Source organism: Streptomyces sp. NPDC003943, from assembly GCF_053605265.1.
Genome location: NZ_JBSGIW010000014.1, coordinates 56,412 through 70,415, shown reverse-complemented (window position 1 = coordinate 70,415; position 14,004 = coordinate 56,412). Strand labels below are relative to the sequence as shown.

The 14,004-nt window shown below is 69.6% G+C and carries 17 protein-coding genes; 9 read left to right on the top strand and 8 right to left on the bottom strand.

All coding sequences use genetic code 11. The features are described from left to right. Window positions 1–19 precede the first annotated feature (19 nt). From ACWEV0_RS08905 to ACWEV0_RS08880, 6 genes are all read right to left on the bottom strand, one after another. Window positions 20–1,219, bottom strand: coding sequence for an N-acetylmuramoyl-L-alanine amidase (locus tag ACWEV0_RS08905; RefSeq protein WP_453147745.1), 1,200 nt, complete (start codon window positions 1,217–1,219; stop codon window positions 20–22). Window positions 1,220–1,319: 100 nt separating this feature from the next. Beyond that, window positions 1,320–2,513: an elongation factor Tu gene (gene tuf / locus ACWEV0_RS08900; protein WP_365754583.1), complete on the bottom strand. Its 1,194-nt coding sequence runs from the start codon at window positions 2,511–2,513 to the stop codon at window positions 1,320–1,322. 157 nt (window positions 2,514–2,670) lie between these two features. Then, window positions 2,671–4,797 (bottom strand): elongation factor G, encoded by a 2,127-nt coding sequence (gene fusA, locus ACWEV0_RS08895; protein WP_453147742.1) that lies wholly within the window; start codon window positions 4,795–4,797, stop codon window positions 2,671–2,673. A gap of 39 nt (window positions 4,798–4,836) precedes the next feature. Then, window positions 4,837–5,307 carry a 30S ribosomal protein S7 gene (rpsG, locus tag ACWEV0_RS08890; protein WP_389204802.1) on the bottom strand — a complete coding sequence of 157 codons (471 nt, stop codon included), beginning with the start codon at window positions 5,305–5,307 and terminating at the stop codon, window positions 4,837–4,839. Window positions 5,308–5,309: 2 nt separating this feature from the next. Further along, complete coding sequence (gene rpsL, locus ACWEV0_RS08885) at window positions 5,310–5,681, bottom strand: 30S ribosomal protein S12 (protein ID WP_003948652.1); 372 nt, start codon at window positions 5,679–5,681, stop codon at window positions 5,310–5,312. 424 nt (window positions 5,682–6,105) lie between these two features. After that, on the bottom strand, window positions 6,106–6,564 hold the full coding sequence (locus ACWEV0_RS08880; RefSeq protein WP_453147738.1) for a helix-turn-helix domain-containing protein: 459 nt from the start codon (window positions 6,562–6,564) through the stop codon (window positions 6,106–6,108). 254 nt (window positions 6,565–6,818) lie between these two features. Here ACWEV0_RS08880 and ACWEV0_RS08875 point away from each other — a divergent pair, with 254 nt between their 5' ends. The 3 genes from ACWEV0_RS08875 to ACWEV0_RS08865 are packed head-to-tail and all read left to right on the top strand — an operon-like array spanning window position 6,819 to window position 8,132. Then, complete coding sequence (locus tag ACWEV0_RS08875; RefSeq protein ID WP_453147736.1) at window positions 6,819–7,160, top strand: WhiB family transcriptional regulator; 342 nt, start codon at window positions 6,819–6,821, stop codon at window positions 7,158–7,160. Window positions 7,161–7,209: 49 nt separating this feature from the next. Beyond that, window positions 7,210–7,929 (top strand): hypothetical protein, encoded by a 720-nt coding sequence (locus tag ACWEV0_RS08870; protein ID WP_453147785.1) that lies wholly within the window; start codon window positions 7,210–7,212, stop codon window positions 7,927–7,929. Then, window positions 7,923–8,132 carry a MerR family transcriptional regulator gene (locus tag ACWEV0_RS08865; protein ID WP_403795431.1) on the top strand — a complete coding sequence of 70 codons (210 nt, stop codon included), beginning with the start codon at window positions 7,923–7,925 and terminating at the stop codon, window positions 8,130–8,132. The genes ACWEV0_RS08870 and ACWEV0_RS08865 overlap by 7 nt, the downstream gene beginning before the upstream one ends. A gap of 97 nt (window positions 8,133–8,229) precedes the next feature. Here ACWEV0_RS08865 and ACWEV0_RS08860 read toward each other — a convergent pair whose 3' ends face one another. Continuing rightward, window positions 8,230–9,069, bottom strand: a complete 840-nt coding sequence (locus tag ACWEV0_RS08860; RefSeq protein WP_453147734.1) for a hypothetical protein — start codon at window positions 9,067–9,069, stop codon at window positions 8,230–8,232. A 307-nt stretch (window positions 9,070–9,376) separates the two neighbouring features. On the opposite strand from ACWEV0_RS08860, the gene ACWEV0_RS08855 reads away from it, so the two are divergent. The 4 genes from ACWEV0_RS08855 to ACWEV0_RS08840 all read left to right on the top strand — a co-directional run bounded on the left by ACWEV0_RS08855 (window position 9,377) and on the right by ACWEV0_RS08840 (window position 11,370). Further along, the gene (locus tag ACWEV0_RS08855) at window positions 9,377–9,787 is read left to right on the top strand and encodes a hypothetical protein (protein ID WP_453147732.1); all 411 of its coding nucleotides are present in this window, start codon (window positions 9,377–9,379) and stop codon (window positions 9,785–9,787) included. A gap of 137 nt (window positions 9,788–9,924) precedes the next feature. Further along, a complete protein-coding gene (locus ACWEV0_RS08850; RefSeq protein WP_453147730.1) occupies window positions 9,925–10,536 on the top strand; it encodes a phage tail tube protein in 612 nt (203 codons plus the stop codon). Window positions 10,537–10,666: 130 nt separating this feature from the next. Next, window positions 10,667–10,957, top strand: coding sequence for a hypothetical protein (locus tag ACWEV0_RS08845; RefSeq protein ID WP_453147728.1), 291 nt, complete (start codon window positions 10,667–10,669; stop codon window positions 10,955–10,957). A 116-nt stretch (window positions 10,958–11,073) separates the two neighbouring features. Continuing rightward, window positions 11,074–11,370 carry a hypothetical protein gene (locus ACWEV0_RS08840; RefSeq protein WP_453147727.1) on the top strand — a complete coding sequence of 99 codons (297 nt, stop codon included), beginning with the start codon at window positions 11,074–11,076 and terminating at the stop codon, window positions 11,368–11,370. A gap of 64 nt (window positions 11,371–11,434) precedes the next feature. Here ACWEV0_RS08840 and ACWEV0_RS08835 read toward each other — a convergent pair whose 3' ends face one another. Then, entirely contained in the window at window positions 11,435–12,277 is an 843-nt protein-coding gene (locus ACWEV0_RS08835; protein ID WP_453147725.1) for a hypothetical protein, read from the bottom strand. A gap of 304 nt (window positions 12,278–12,581) precedes the next feature. On the opposite strand from ACWEV0_RS08835, the gene ACWEV0_RS08830 reads away from it, so the two are divergent. Together ACWEV0_RS08830 and ACWEV0_RS08825 are read left to right on the top strand one after the other, a co-directional pair. Then, window positions 12,582–12,794 (top strand): hypothetical protein, encoded by a 213-nt coding sequence (locus ACWEV0_RS08830; RefSeq protein WP_453147724.1) that lies wholly within the window; start codon window positions 12,582–12,584, stop codon window positions 12,792–12,794. Between the two features lie 99 nt (window positions 12,795–12,893). Then, window positions 12,894–13,997 (top strand): hypothetical protein, encoded by a 1,104-nt coding sequence (locus tag ACWEV0_RS08825; RefSeq protein ID WP_453147722.1) that lies wholly within the window; start codon window positions 12,894–12,896, stop codon window positions 13,995–13,997. Window positions 13,998–14,004 lie beyond the last annotated feature (7 nt).

Sequence of the window (14,004 nt, the reverse complement as noted above, 5' to 3'; positions counted from 1 at the left end):
GACTCGCCTCGTGCCGGCGTCACCCGAGCAGGTCGAGGACTCCCCCGCCGCCGGCCGCGCGGTCCCGGATCCCGGGCAGCTGCGGATACAGGCTGTTGCCCGGGCACTCGGTCGCGAAGCCGTCGCGGTGGCCGGAGACGGCGTTGAACTCGTAGACCTGCCCGAGCTCGAACGCCTCGCCGAAGTAGTTCTTCTGCGTCGCGCCGGCCGTCAGCCGCACCCGGCCCCGCGGGTCGACCCCGTACTGCCCCAGCTTGTACGCGATCACCCGCGCCGCCGCCGCGAGCGCCGCGTCCGGCGCGGACTGCGCGGTGAAGTCGCCGATGAGGGCGACGCCCGTCGACTCGGTGTTCCAGCCGTAGGTGTGGGCGCCGAGGACCGGCTGGTCGATGCCGCCCTTGCGGCCCTCGAAGACCGTGCCGCACTTGTCGACGAGGAAGTTGTAGCCGATGTCCCGCCACTTCTCGACGTCCACGTGGTAGTCGAGGATGCTCCGCACGACGCTCGCCGACTCGGCGCAGTCGTACTCCGCGCTCGTCGTGTGGTGCACGAACGCCGCCTTGATCCGGCCGCCCGGCAGGTACTGCGCCGGCTCCGGCGTCTTCTCCTCGATCTCCTCGCCGCCCCACTCGGCGCGCGAGACGATCTCCGGGCGCGGGGCACTGGAGGGCGGGCCGTCCGTGCGGGCGGCGGCCGTGAAGGCGGCCGGCTCGGCGTCGAGGGCCGTGGCTCCGGCGCCGCCCGGGTCGATCATGTTCAGCGTGAGCCCCGCGGGCAGCCGCCCCGGGACGCCGCCGTCACCGTCGCCATCGCCGTCACCGCCGCTGATCCGTACCTCGGCACCGTCCGAGGCGCCGACCCAGACGGGCTCGGTGGAGCCGGGCGCGCCCGGGCGCCGGCCGTCCAGGTCCGCCGGGTGCGGTTCGAGCGCGATCCAGTCGGACCACTCGCCGTCGTCGGCGTCCCGGGTGCGCACCTCGATCCGGCCGCCGAGCTCCTCGTACGGATCGGTCCAGGTCACGCCGAGCAGCTCGAAGGGCTCGGTGGACCGCCGGGTGAGCACGGCCTCACCGCCGCCCAGGTCGGTCAGCGCGAGCCGGTGCAGCTCGTCACCTCCGGCATGATCGCCCGCGCCCCTGGCGGCGGCCTGCACACCGAGCACCGCGACGACCCCCAGGGCCGTACCCAGCGCCGTACGACGTACCCATCTCAGTCCCATACCCGGAAAACGCGGAGGGCCCCGTACCACCGAAGTGGTACGGGGCCCTCGCAGCAGCTCAACGAGCTACCAGGTCAGACCGTAACGTTCGCGAGGAACCTTACTTCGTGATCTTGACGACCTGGCCGGCGCCGACGGTGCGACCACCCTCACGGATGGCGAACTTGAGGCCCTCCTCCATGGCGACGGGCTGGATCAGCGCGACGCTCATGGAGGTGTTGTCGCCCGGCATGACCATCTCGGTGCCCTCGGGGAGGGTCACGACGCCGGTCACGTCCGTGGTACGGAAGTAGAACTGCGGGCGGTAGTTGTTGAAGAACGGGGTGTGACGGCCACCCTCGTCCTTCGACAGGATGTAGGCCTGGGCCTCGAACTCGGTGTGCGGGGTGACCGAACCGGGCTTGATGATGACCTGGCCGCGCTCGACGTCCTCGCGCTTGATGCCACGGAGGAGCAGACCGACGTTCTCACCGGCCTGGCCCTCGTCGAGCAGCTTGCGGAACATCTCGATGCCGGTGACCGTGGTGGTGGTCTTCTCGGTCTTGATGCCGATGATGTCGACGGTCTCGTTGACCTTGAGGACACCACGCTCGATACGACCGGTGACGACGGTGCCACGACCGGTGATCGTGAAGACGTCCTCGATCGGCATCAGGAACGGCTTGTCGACGTCACGCTCGGGCTGCGGGATGGACTCGTCCACGGCCTTCATGAGGCCGAGGAGCTTCTCGCCCCACTCCTTGTCGCCCTCGAGCGCCTTGAGCGCCGAGACGCGGACGACCGGCAGGTCGTCGCCCGGGAACTCGTACTCGGTGAGGAGCTCACGGACCTCGAGCTCGACGAGCTCGAGGATCTCCTCGTCGTCCACCATGTCGGCCTTGTTCAGGGCGACGACGATGTACGGAACGCCGACCTGGCGGGCCAGGAGCACGTGCTCCTTGGTCTGCGGCATCGGGCCGTCGGTGGCGGCGACCACGAGGATGGCGCCGTCCATCTGCGCGGCACCGGTGATCATGTTCTTGATGTAGTCCGCGTGACCCGGGCAGTCGACGTGGGCGTAGTGACGCGACTCGGTCTGGTACTCGACGTGCGCGATCGAGATCGTGATACCGCGCTGGCGCTCCTCGGGAGCCTTGTCGATCTGGTCGAAGGCCGAGGCCTCGTTCAGGTCCGGGTACGCGTCGTGCAGCACCTTGGTAATGGCGGCCGTGAGGGTCGTCTTACCGTGGTCAATGTGACCGATGGTGCCGATGTTGACGTGCGGCTTAGTCCGCTCGAACTTCGCCTTCGCCACTGGGGTCCTCCTGTGGAGTGGTTCTGTACGCCTTGGTTCATCGGCGCCAGGTGATCTTTGCTGGGGTGCCGCCCGCGGGGATCTTCCCTTGCGGGCCGACCCCCACGGTCGGTGTCAAGCCTAAGGCGTGTGAACGCGCTGCGTTAAACGCGGTGCGTTACTCGCCCTTGGCCTTCGCGATGATCTCCTCGGCGACGTTCCGCGGAACCTCGGCGTAGGAGTCGAACTGCATCGAGTAGCTTGCGCGACCCGAGGTCTTGCTGCGGAGGTCGCCGACGTAGCCGAACATCTCCGACAGGGGCACGAGGCCCTTCACGATGCGGGCACCGTGACGCTCCTCCATGGCCTGGATCTGGCCACGGCGGGAGTTGATGTCGCCGATGACCTCACCCATGTAGTCCTCGGGCGTGGTGACCTCGACGGCCATCATCGGCTCAAGGAGCACGGGAGAAGCCTTGCGCGCGGCCTCCTTGAAGGCCTGCGAGCCGGCGATCTTGAAGGCGAGCTCGGAGGAGTCGACCTCGTGGTAGGCACCGTCGTGCAGGATCACACGGACGCCGGTCATCTCGTAACCGGCGAGGATGCCGAACTGCATGGCCTCCTGGGCACCCGCGTCGACCGAAGGGATGTACTCCTTCGGGATGCGGCCACCGGTGACCTTGTTCACGAACTCGTACGAGGTCTCGCCGCCCTCGATCGGCTCGATGCCGATCTGGACCTTGGCGAACTGGCCCGTACCACCGGTCTGCTTCTTGTGCGTGTAGTCCACGCGCTCGACGGCCTTGCGGATCGTCTCGCGGTAGGCCACCTGCGGCTTGCCGACGTTGGCCTCGACCTTGAACTCACGGCGCATGCGGTCGACCAGCACCTCGAGGTGCAGCTCGCCCATACCACCGATGATGGTCTGGCCGGTCTCCTCGTCCGAGTGGACCTGGAAGGAGGGGTCCTCCTCCGCGAGACGCTGGATGGCGACACCCAGCTTCTCCTGGTCGCCCTTGGACTTCGGCTCGATGGCGACCTGGATGACCGGGGCCGGGAAGTCCATGGACTCCAGGATGACCGGGTTCTTGTCGTCACAGAGCGTCTCACCGGTGGTGGTCTGCTTGAGACCCATCACGGCGATGATGTCGCCGGCGCCCACCGAGTCGATCTCCTCACGCTTGTTCGCGTGCATGCGGTAGATCTTGCCGATGCGCTCCTTCTTGCCCTTAACGGAGTTGAGGACAGAGGAACCGGCGTCGAGGCGGCCGGAGTACACGCGGACGAAGGTGAGCTTGCCCAGGTGCGGGTCGCTCATGATCTTGAACGCGAGGGCCGACAGCGGCTCGTCGTCGGACGGCTTGCGCTTGACCACGACCTCCGGGTCCTTGACGTCGTGGCCCTCGATGGCCTCGATGTCAAGCGGGGAGGGGAGGTAGCGCACGACCGCGTCGAGCAGGGGCTGGACGCCCTTGTTCTTGAACGCGGTGCCACAGAACACCGGGGTGACCGTGGTGTTGTCCGGGTTGCCGGAAGCGATCGTGATACGGCGGATGGCCGCGTACAGCTGCTCCTCGGTGGGCTCGACGCCCTCGAGGAAGAGCTCCATGATCTCTTCGTCGTTCTCGGCGACGGCCTCGACCAGCTTGCCGCGGTACTCCTCGGCGAGCTCGGTGTGGGTGTCCGGGATGTCGACGACGTCGTACATCTCACCCTTGGTGGCCTCGGCGGACCAGACAAGAGCCTTCATGCGGACGAGGTCGACGACGCCCTGGAAGTCGGCCTCGGCGCCGATCGGGAGCTGCATGACGATCGGGGTCGCGCCGAGGCGGTCCACGATCATGTCGACGCAGCGGAAGAACTCGGCACCGGTGCGGTCGAGCTTGTTGACGAAGCAGATACGCGGAACGCCGTAGCGGTCCGCCTGACGCCAAACGGTCTCGGACTGCGGCTCGACGCCAGCCACGCCGTCGAACACCGTCACAGCACCGTCGAGCACGCGCAGCGAACGCTCCACCTCGACGGTGAAGTCGACGTGGCCCGGCGTGTCGATGATGTTGATCGTGTGGTCGACGTCCTCGAGCGGCCAGTGGCAGGTGGTGGCAGCAGAGGTGATCGTGATGCCACGCTCCTGCTCCTGCTCCATCCAGTCCATCGTGGCAGCGCCGTCGTGGACCTCACCGATCTTGTACGAGACACCGGTGTAGAACAGGATCCGCTCGGTGGTGGTCGTCTTGCCCGCGTCGATGTGGGCCATGATGCCGATGTTGCGCACCTTGGCCAGGTCAAGCGAAGTGGTAGCCATAAGGCTTCAGTCTTCTCTCGGTCTCGATGTGGGTTGCGACTACCAGCGGTAGTGCGCGAAGGCCTTGTTGGACTCGGCCATCTTGTGCGTGTCCTCGCGCTTCTTGACCGAAGCACCGAGGCCGTTCGAGGCGTCGAGGAGCTCGTTCATGAGGCGCTCGGTCATGGTCTTCTCGCGACGGGCGCGGGAGTAGCCGACCAGCCAGCGCAGCGCCAGCGTGGACGCGCGACCCGGCTTGACCTCGATCGGCACCTGGTAGGTGGCGCCACCGACACGGCGGGACTTGACCTCGAGGGACGGCTTGACGTTCTCGAGCGCGCGCTTCAGCGTGACGACCGGGTCAGCACCGGTCTTCTCGCGGAGGCCCTCCATGGCGCCGTAGACGATGCGCTCGGCGGTGGAGCGCTTGCCGTCCAGCAGGATCTTGTTGATCAGCGACGTGACAAGAGGAGAACCGTAGACCGGGTCGATGATGACCGGGCGCTTCGGGGCGGGGCCCTTACGAGGCATTCTTACTTCTCCTTCTTGGCGCCGTAGCGGCTGCGAGCCTGCTTGCGGTTCTTGACACCCTGGGTGTCGAGCGAACCGCGGATGATCTTGTAACGAACACCCGGCAGGTCCTTCACACGGCCACCACGCACGAGCACGATGGAGTGCTCCTGCAGGTTGTGTCCCTCACCCGGAATGTAGGCCGTGACCTCGATGCCCGAGGTCAGACGCACACGCGCGACCTTACGGAGGGCCGAGTTCGGCTTCTTCGGGGTGGTCGTGAACACACGCGTGCAGACGCCGCGGCGCTGAGGGGAACCCTCGAGTGCGGGCGTCTTGTTCTTCTCGACCTTGTCCTGCCGGCCCTTACGGACCAGCTGCTGGATCGTAGGCACTACTTCTCCGGTTTCTGTGTGCCGTTCGGTAAAACTAACCTGGAACTTCACCGACCCACGCGGTCGGGTGTGTCGGATAGCGCGGACCTCCGCCGAGGGCGGAAAAGGGCGCTGATCGCGGTGGCCGGTCTCGGAGACCCAGTGCGGTTGAGGACACGCACACGGCTCCGGGCACACCCCAGGCACAAGGCATGAGCGTACCTATCGCATGCACTCCGGTCAAAACAAATGCCCACGCGCACGACGGGCCGGGCGACAGGGGAGAAGCCGGTCCGAGGCGGGGCCGGGGCAAGTCCGGGAGGACTCCCGGAAGCCCGCGGCCGGGTACGGGGCGGGATGCGGAGCGGTGTGCGGGAAGGGTACGCGAAGGGGTGCGACGCCCGGAGACCGGCACCGTCCCGGACGTCAGGTCCGGGACCGCGGATCAGTCCTGCGCGGCGCGGCGCGCCTCGACGGCGGTCGCGGCCCGGCTGTCACCGGCGTCGGCCGGCTCGGGCTCCAGGAACTGGTGCACGACCTTGACGAAGACGTCCATGCGCTCGTCGGGGACCCCGAGCCAGCGCGCGAAGTCCTCCATGGTCGGCTGCCAGTCGCTCGGCGGCAGCAGGTCGGCGGCGGCCGGAAGCTCTTCCGGGGTCACCCGGCCCGACCGGATCAGCATGTCGCGGACGGACACCCCGAGAAGCGGGGCGATCCTGCGCATGGTCTCCAGGTCGGGCATGCTCTGCCGCTGCAGCAGTCGCGTCACGGCCGCGCGGTGCACGCCCGCCTCGTCCGCGATCCGCGACTTGCCCCCTCCACGGGGGCTGTCGATGTCGTAACCGCGCGCGCGCATGAGGCCTTCGACCCATGCCGCGAACTCGTCGAGCCCTTGAGTGCTCATCTGTACCGCTCCCTGTTTATTCCCCCACCCTTCGGGCCCCTTACTTTAGCGTGCTTGCGCGCACGGAATTACGTGCTTTCGGGCACGCAACCGTGTCGAATCGGTGAAGAGGCCGCCAAGGGTCCACCACGAAGATAGTTGCGAGCTCGCACGCAACATGTCTATGTTGCTGGCCGCCGCACTCGTCGGCCTCACGAGTCCCACAGGCCCCACCGGCCTCAGGGGCAACGGGGCCCCGGAACGTGGAGAACCCCTTGCTCCAGCCCGACACCTCCCCCTGGCAGGCCGCCGCCGCATGCGCCGGCCTCGACCCGACCGTCGTCTTCTCCCGCCGCGGCAAGGAGGCGGCCCCGGCCCTGCGGGCCTGCGCCGTCTGCCCCGTGAGCCGCGAGTGCGAGGCGACCGTGGCCCCCGCCGAGAGCTGGTTCGACGGCGTCTGCGCGGGCCGCCTGTGGCGCAACGGCCGCCCGGTGAAGCCCCGCAAGCGCCGCGGCCGCACGTCCGAGGCCGCGGAGGCGACGGAGTTCGCCTCCGCCCTGGACGAGGCCGGCGCCCGACTGCCGCTCGCGAGCGTGGGCGGAGGCGGCCGTGGCTGAGACGGAGGACGCGATGGAGGGCGTCGAGCAGGGACCTGCCGCGCCGCGGATGGCCGACGAGCGGGTCGTACGGGACATCACGCTCTGGGCCGCCTCCCTCGTACGGCAGTTCCCCGAGCTCGCCGAGGAGCTCGCGCCCGGCCGCAGGGCCCCCGCCGGAACCGCGCCGACCGCCCCGCACCCCGGCCGCGACGAGCTGATCCGCGCCGAGCGGCGCGAGGCGCTGCTCCTGGAGCAGCGGCACGGTCTTTCCGTCCCCGGCCACGGGGCCGCCCCGATCCGGCTGCACATATCCGACGCCATCCGTGACATCACCGACGGCGTGGTGGAGCTGGAGGAGGCGGTCTGCGCCCGCCTCGGACTGCCCCGGCCGCGCCGGGCCGGGGTCGTGGAGCGGCTGCGCCGGGTCGTCGGGTTCCTCGACGAGATCGCCGCGCACCCGGTGCTCGCCCGCCACGTGCGCGACGAGGTCCGCCGGATGGCGCGCCGCTGCGCGCGGACGCTCGGCGACGCGGAGACGGTGGTCCGGGTGTCGGGGCGCTGCCCCTGGTGCGACTCGGTGTCGCTGCGGGCCTTCCCGGACCGGCGGGCGGTGCTGTGCGTGAACCCGGCGTGCGTGTGCACGGACGCGGCCTGCGGCTGTCAGGACGACCCGTCGTACCGGCACCTGTGGCCGGAGGCGGAGTGGGCGGAGCTCGCGGACGCGTCCGGGGCGCGTACGGACGAGATCGAAGCGGCGATGGACGACACGAAGGAGACCTCATGCTGAGCTCGACCGCGCTTTCCCTGCCGGCCCTGATCCCGGGCCCGCTCGCCGCCGAGGAGGCGGGGGTGGCCCCGGCGACCATCCGCAAGTGGGTCCAGCTGGGCCACCTGCGGGCGGCGGGAAAGGCCGGCCGGGCGCAGCTGTTCCGCCTGGAGGACGTGTTCGCGGCGGAACGCGCGGCGCGGCGGCGGCCTCGTACCGCCTGAGCCGTAGACGTACGGATGTGAGAAGGGCCCCTGTCCCGGGTGGGACAGGGGCCCTTCGTCATGCCGTCACGGCGTCACACCGTCACGCCTCACGCCTTCACGCCTTCAGGAAGGCGCGGAGTGACTCCGCCATGTCGGCGACGAAACGGTCCCTCGTCTCCTCCGGCACCCGGTCGAGCGACAGGTACGGGTTGAGGTCCTCCAGCTCGACGAGGAGCAGCTCGCCCTCGGGCGTGCGGCAGGCGTCGACGCGCTGGATGCCGTGGTCGAGGGTGTTCCAGTCGACGAAGCGGCGGGCGAAGCGCAGGTCGTCCTCGGTGGCCTCGTACGGCTCAAGGACCCAGCGGCGCTCGGGGTCGGGGGCGTGGAGGGCGTACTGGAAGCGGTCGTCGACGAAGTAGAAGGACACCTCGTAGCGGAAGTCGATCCGCGGCTGGACGAGGATCTCGCCGTACGGGAGTCCCGCCAGCTCCTCGTACGGGACGAAGCGCAGCCCTATGGAGTCGGCGCCGGCCTTGGGCTTGACCGCGTACGCCTCGGCGGCGGGCAGCCGGTCGAGGTCGGCGGCGCGGTCGACGGTGGGGATGACGGGCAGTCCGGCGGTGGTGAGGTCGAGCAGGTACTGCTTGCCGGCCATGTCGCCGCGCCCGTGGAGCGGGTTGTAGACGCGGGTGCCTGCGGCCTCGGCCCGGGCGCGGAAGGCGTCGTAGGCGTCCTGGTAGTGGAGGACGGGGCCGCTGTTGCGGACGACGACGGCGTCGAAGCCGGCCATGAGGGCGGCGGCGTCGCGCGGGTGGCACAGGGCGAGGTCGAACTCGGCGCGCAGCCGGGCGGTGAGGTCGATGTCCTCGTCGCAGTAGCGGCGGCCACGGGCGGGGTAGGCGAGGTCGGTGACGTAGAGGAGGCGGGGGCGGGGGGCTGCGGATATGGGCGGCACGGCGGCTCCTCTGTTCGGGGGAACTCAACCTATCGCGGCCGCCTCGCCCACATAACCCCAGGTCAGAGGCGTATCACCGACTCGGTGACCGCTCTTTCCAGAACTGATCACCGAACTAGTTGCGTGCGCGCACGCTCTCTGTCACAGTTGGTGCAGCGGCGGAGCTGTGCCCGCGAGACGGGCCGCAGTCTCCGCCGTCCGCCGTCCGGGAGCGCTCCGCGCCCCCGCCCCCTTCCCCGCGTCGAGCGCCCCGGGCGGCCCCCGCACCAACCCGCCTCATCTCCCCCTATCCCTGAGGAGAACCGTCATGACCACTCCCCCGAGTGCGTTCCCGGACGTCGAGAAGCTGGTCGTCGACGTCCTCAAGGCCGACCCGGCGCTGGCCGGCGCCACGGTCGCCGCCCAGGCCCCGAGCGGCTTCGACGGGACGCAGACCGCGGTCCTCGTCAACCGCCGCGGCGGCGCCTGGATCGGTGACCTGCACCTGGACAAGCCGCTGATCGAGTTCGAGGTCTACGCGCCGACCAAGCCCGCGGCCCACATCCTCGCCAACGCCGCCCGCAAGTCGCTGCTCATGACGCTCGGCAAGGTGATCGGCAACAACCTCGTCCAGGACGTGGAGGAGATGGACGGGCCGCGCTGGACGCCCGACTACCTCTACCGGGGCGCCAACCGCTACCTCTGCCTGATCCAGCTCTCCCTGACCGTCGCTCCGTAACGGTCCCTCGCACGGCCGTCCCCTCGTGACGGTCGCCCCACAGACCAGGCCTCGCCGTCCGGCGGGGCCTTTGCCGTACCCGGTCCTGACGGCCCGGGGCGGTGCCCTCACCCCTCTCATCAAGGAGAAACACCACCATGGCTGGAAACAACGCCGCCGAGATCCGCGTCGCCGGTGCCGGCAAGCTCTACGTCGCCGCCGCCGGTACGTCCGCCCCCGCCACCTTCGGCACGGACTCCGCCGCCGACTGGTCCGGCGCGGGCTGGAAGGACCTCGGCTTCACCACCGGCGACGGTGTCACCTTCTCGAAGAAGGACAAGCTGGAGGCCGTCGACTCGTGGCAGTCGGTCTCCCCGGTCCACTACATCTACTCGGCGCGTGACCTCTCGCTGAAGTTCGCCATGCTCCAGTTCAACGAGGACACCCTGCCGTTCTTCATGGGTGGCGACGCGGTCAAGGCCGAGCCGACCCCGGCGGTCGACACCTACCGCTACGAGATCGCCGAGCGTCCGTTCGTGGACGTGCGCGCCCTCGGCCTGGAGTTCACCGACGTCAAGGCCGGTGGCACGACCGTGGTCAAGTACCGCTTCATCATCCCGAACGGTCAGGTCACCGCGACCGACGACATCAAGCTGGCCCGCAAGGCCGCGTCCACGCTGGGCGTGACCTTCTCGGCCATGTCGAAGGGCGACGGCAAGCCGCTGGCGACCTTCCTCATGAAGGACAGCCAGTACTCCGCCACCGTCTGATCCGTCTGATCGACGGTCGGCTGAGTCGGCCTCACCCGGGGCGGGGCGGTGAGAACCGCCCCGCCCCACCCCTCACGCCCCGTTCCACCCTCTCCTCTCTTCACCCACTCGAACACAGGAGTACGCCACCATGGCCCGTTTCGACGTCAACGCCGCTCGTGCCCAGCGCCTGGAGGCCTCCGGCCGCAGCTGGAGCTTCGAACTGGACGGCGAGACCTACACCCTCCCCACCGAGCTCTCCCGCGCGACGGCGAAGGCCCTGCGCAAGCTCGACGACAACGACGTGGACGGGCTGCTCGCACTCCTGATGGGTGAGAAGCAGTTCGCGAACTTCGAGCAGCACGAGATCACCATGCAGGACGTCGCCGCCATCCTGGAGGCCTACGGCAAGGAGACCGGGCTCGGCCTGGGGGAAAACTGAGCCTCGTCGAGTTCGTCGACGAACACGCCGAGGCACTAGAGGCGGACCTGCTCCGCTACTTCAGCACCGACCTGCTCGACTGGTACCGCGGTGAGCTGTCCAGCCGGCGCCTGGCGGTGCTGATCAAGCATCTGCCGGCCGACGGCGCCGTGCTGACGCAGATGCACGGCGAGGCCGCGCAGTGGTCGGTCACCGACCACCTCCTCGCCGCGGCGGTGGACCACCTGGCCGCCGCCAACTGGATGTTCCTGTGCGTCAATTCGGAGGAGGGCGACCAGCCCGATCCGCCGGAGCCCATCCCGCGCCCGAGCCTGCCAGGCGAGGACGACGGGGACGAGCAGGACGGTGGCGCCATGGGAGCGGGCACCGGCGAGGCCATCTCCCCCGACGCCCTCGCCCGCTTCTTCGGCTGACCCCTCGGCCGACCCCTCGGCTGAGACCCCGCCCCCCACGGCCCTCGGAGCCCGTTCCCTGCTTTCAGGGAGCGGGCTCCGGGGGCGCTTCCTGTGCTCGCTCGGCGGCCAGCTCCTCCTCCAGTGCCCTGGCCCGGTCGGAGAGCCGCCGCCCCCGCCCGCCCGCGCGCCCGCCCGGCTCACCGAACTCGGCGTCACGGCGGTCCGCGGCCGTTCCCGTCTGTGTGGGGACGCCGCTGAGCGGCGGCACTATCGGCCGGCCGCCCTTGCCCCGTACCACCTTCCGCACCGGCTGGGCGTTTCTGCGCGCACGGCTCTCCTGAGCCGTCACCAGGACGTCCGGCTCCGGCGCGGGATCGGGTACGGGCTCGGGCGCGGCTTCCGGTACGCGCGCGGGCGCGGGCGGCGGCGGCGAGGGAGCGGGTGCGGGAGCCGGAGCCGGGGCGGCCGGTACGGGGTCGGGCTCGGCCCGCTGCTCGAACAACTCGCGCTCACGGCGGACGCGTTCCTCGGCCTCGACCACGACGGCCGGCGGTTCGAGCAGCCGGGCGAAGGGCAGCGGGATGACCCGGGCTCCGTCGCCCGAGGCGCCGTCCGTGCGCCGCTGCGGCCTGCGTATACCACGGGCGTCGCCCTGGCCCTGCGCGTACGCGTCGGCGACCCGCTTCTCGTACTCGCGGCGGATGCGCGGGAGTTCGTCGGAGACGGCCTCGGCCCAGCCCGCCGTGAACGCGGCGGTCTCGCGCCGGTCCACCTCGGCGCGGGGCATGACGACGAGGTCCTCCGGGGCGTACCCGGCGACGTGGACGAGCTCGCTGAGACGGGCGAAGAGGTGGGGGAGGTCCGGATGGGCTTCGAGCCAGTCGATGACCCGCTCCCGCCGGCTAGCGCCCGGCTCCGTTTCCATGCGTCCGCACTGCCTTCCAACCCCCTGGGGTCCCCACGCGCCCCTACGCGCCCCTCGCCCCCCGACTGTGTCAGGTGCAGGGAACGCGCCATCCAGAGTACCCCGGTCGAACACCAGCCCCGATCGAGGACCAACCCGCTCGGACAACCGACAAGAAGACACACCGTCAGGTGTTTCCCGCTCGACAAACACCGAACAGATGTTCCAAACTCTGTTCGCACAGAAGTTCGATAACGTGGTGCCCCCGCCTCACTCCGCGGCGCCGCCACGCACGCAAGGGCAAGCAACCGGAAGGCAGGCGTCCATGACCCAGCAGGCCGAGGCATCGCGACCGCTGATCCCGCTCCACGACCGCCTCGCCCAGCTCTTGGACGGACCCGCCGCGCTCGACAAGAGAGCGCTGCTCGGCACGCTGTACGCCGAGGTCAACCGCCGCGAGGCGGTCGCGTACGCGGCGGGCTGGAACGACGCCCTCGCGACGCTGCGACGCGGCTCCCGCCAGGAGGACGACGCCTAGCCGCCCGAACGCCCTTCACACGCACGAGCCCCTGCCGAAGTTCCTTGCGGCAGGGGCTTTTCGGCGCTTGGCCGCTAGCGGCCGGAAGCGGAGCCATCCATGGCGAAAACAATCGACGACATCTCCAATGAGATCTTCTCGCTCAGGAACGCCCTGGTCACGGGCACCATCACGCTCAACTACAAGGTTCCCGACGAGAACGACGACAAGAAGACGACCGACAAGCAGGCGATCGTCTCCCAGCTCAAGCACTCCCTCATCGGCGAGGCCCCCAAGATCCTCACCGAGGAAGCCGCCGCCCCGTGGATCAAGCAGGTCGGTGACATCCACGAGGAGGTCACGAAGAACCCGGTGTCGGAGTACCTCGAGACCATGGGTCTCGACGGCGTCGCCGCCGGCGTGGAGAAGATCTACGAGGGGAAGAACTTCTCGGTCGTCTGGCCGTACTTCGCCTCGGCCTTCGTGGGCCTCTTCGTGCCCTTGGTCGGGGGCATGCTGCTGGCCAGCTCCACGCTCATGCAGCGGCGGCTCCAGAACGCGCTCCTCGACAGAATGGCCACCCGGTTCCCCAGCCTGACCAACCGGACGATCGCCATGAACGACAACGGCACACGTCCCGGCCTGGTCGACCGCAACCATCTCCAGCAGCGCGAGGACGCCGCCGCAGGCGGACTGGCCTCCATCCCGACGGGAGCGAACTTCGGCCCGCTGCGCCGCCAGCTCCAGCTGCTGAACCCGCACCTGGAGGCGTTCAACCAGCACGCCCCCGGCTTCGTCACGAACTACCACAAGCTGCCGAGCTCGCGCGCCGTGACCAAGATCGGGGTCGCCATCAAGAAGCTCAAGGAAAGCATGGTGGGCGTCAATGCCGACGACGTCGGCAAGGTCGCCGACGCGCTGGACAAGTTCCCCACACCGCTCCCCGACGCGCGCAAGCTCGCCAAGATCAACAAGGTCGTCAAGGACGCCAACCCCCAGGCCATGAAGGACGTCGCCAAGGGCGCCGGCAAGCTCGTCGGCGTCCAGCAGCACCTCGATCCAGCGCGCTGGCAGGCGCTCCCCAAGGCCCGCACTCTCTCCTCCGCCGCCAAGTCCGCCGAGCGCCTCGCCAAGGCCGGCCGCGACGTCGGCCACGCCTTCGACGCCCTCAAGCTCGCCGCCTCGCAGGCATTGACCGTCATCGGCCCGCCCGCCACCAGCTGACCCACCC

What these genes read in the sequence shown, in the direction of transcription:
- ACWEV0_RS08905 (WP_453147745.1), bottom strand. Translation starts at nt 1,219, where the DNA reads ATGGGACTGAGATGGGTACGTCGTACGGCGCTGGGTACGGCCCTGGGG.
- fusA (WP_453147742.1), bottom strand. Translation starts at nt 4,797, where the DNA reads ATGGCTACCACTTCGCTTGACCTGGCCAAGGTGCGCAACATCGGCATC.
- rpsG (WP_389204802.1), bottom strand. Translation starts at nt 5,307, where the DNA reads ATGCCTCGTAAGGGCCCCGCCCCGAAGCGCCCGGTCATCATCGACCCG.
- ACWEV0_RS08880 (WP_453147738.1), bottom strand. Translation starts at nt 6,564, where the DNA reads ATGAGCACTCAAGGGCTCGACGAGTTCGCGGCATGGGTCGAAGGCCTC.
- ACWEV0_RS08870 (WP_453147785.1), top strand. Translation starts at nt 7,210, where the DNA reads ATGGCCGACGAGCGGGTCGTACGGGACATCACGCTCTGGGCCGCCTCC.
- ACWEV0_RS08865 (WP_403795431.1), top strand. Translation starts at nt 7,923, where the DNA reads ATGCTGAGCTCGACCGCGCTTTCCCTGCCGGCCCTGATCCCGGGCCCG.
- ACWEV0_RS08855 (WP_453147732.1), top strand. Translation starts at nt 9,377, where the DNA reads ATGACCACTCCCCCGAGTGCGTTCCCGGACGTCGAGAAGCTGGTCGTC.
- ACWEV0_RS08850 (WP_453147730.1), top strand. Translation starts at nt 9,925, where the DNA reads ATGGCTGGAAACAACGCCGCCGAGATCCGCGTCGCCGGTGCCGGCAAG.
- ACWEV0_RS08845 (WP_453147728.1), top strand. Translation starts at nt 10,667, where the DNA reads ATGGCCCGTTTCGACGTCAACGCCGCTCGTGCCCAGCGCCTGGAGGCC.
- ACWEV0_RS08835 (WP_453147725.1), bottom strand. Translation starts at nt 12,277, where the DNA reads ATGGAAACGGAGCCGGGCGCTAGCCGGCGGGAGCGGGTCATCGACTGG.
- ACWEV0_RS08830 (WP_453147724.1), top strand. Translation starts at nt 12,582, where the DNA reads ATGACCCAGCAGGCCGAGGCATCGCGACCGCTGATCCCGCTCCACGAC.
- ACWEV0_RS08825 (WP_453147722.1), top strand. Translation starts at nt 12,894, where the DNA reads ATGGCGAAAACAATCGACGACATCTCCAATGAGATCTTCTCGCTCAGG.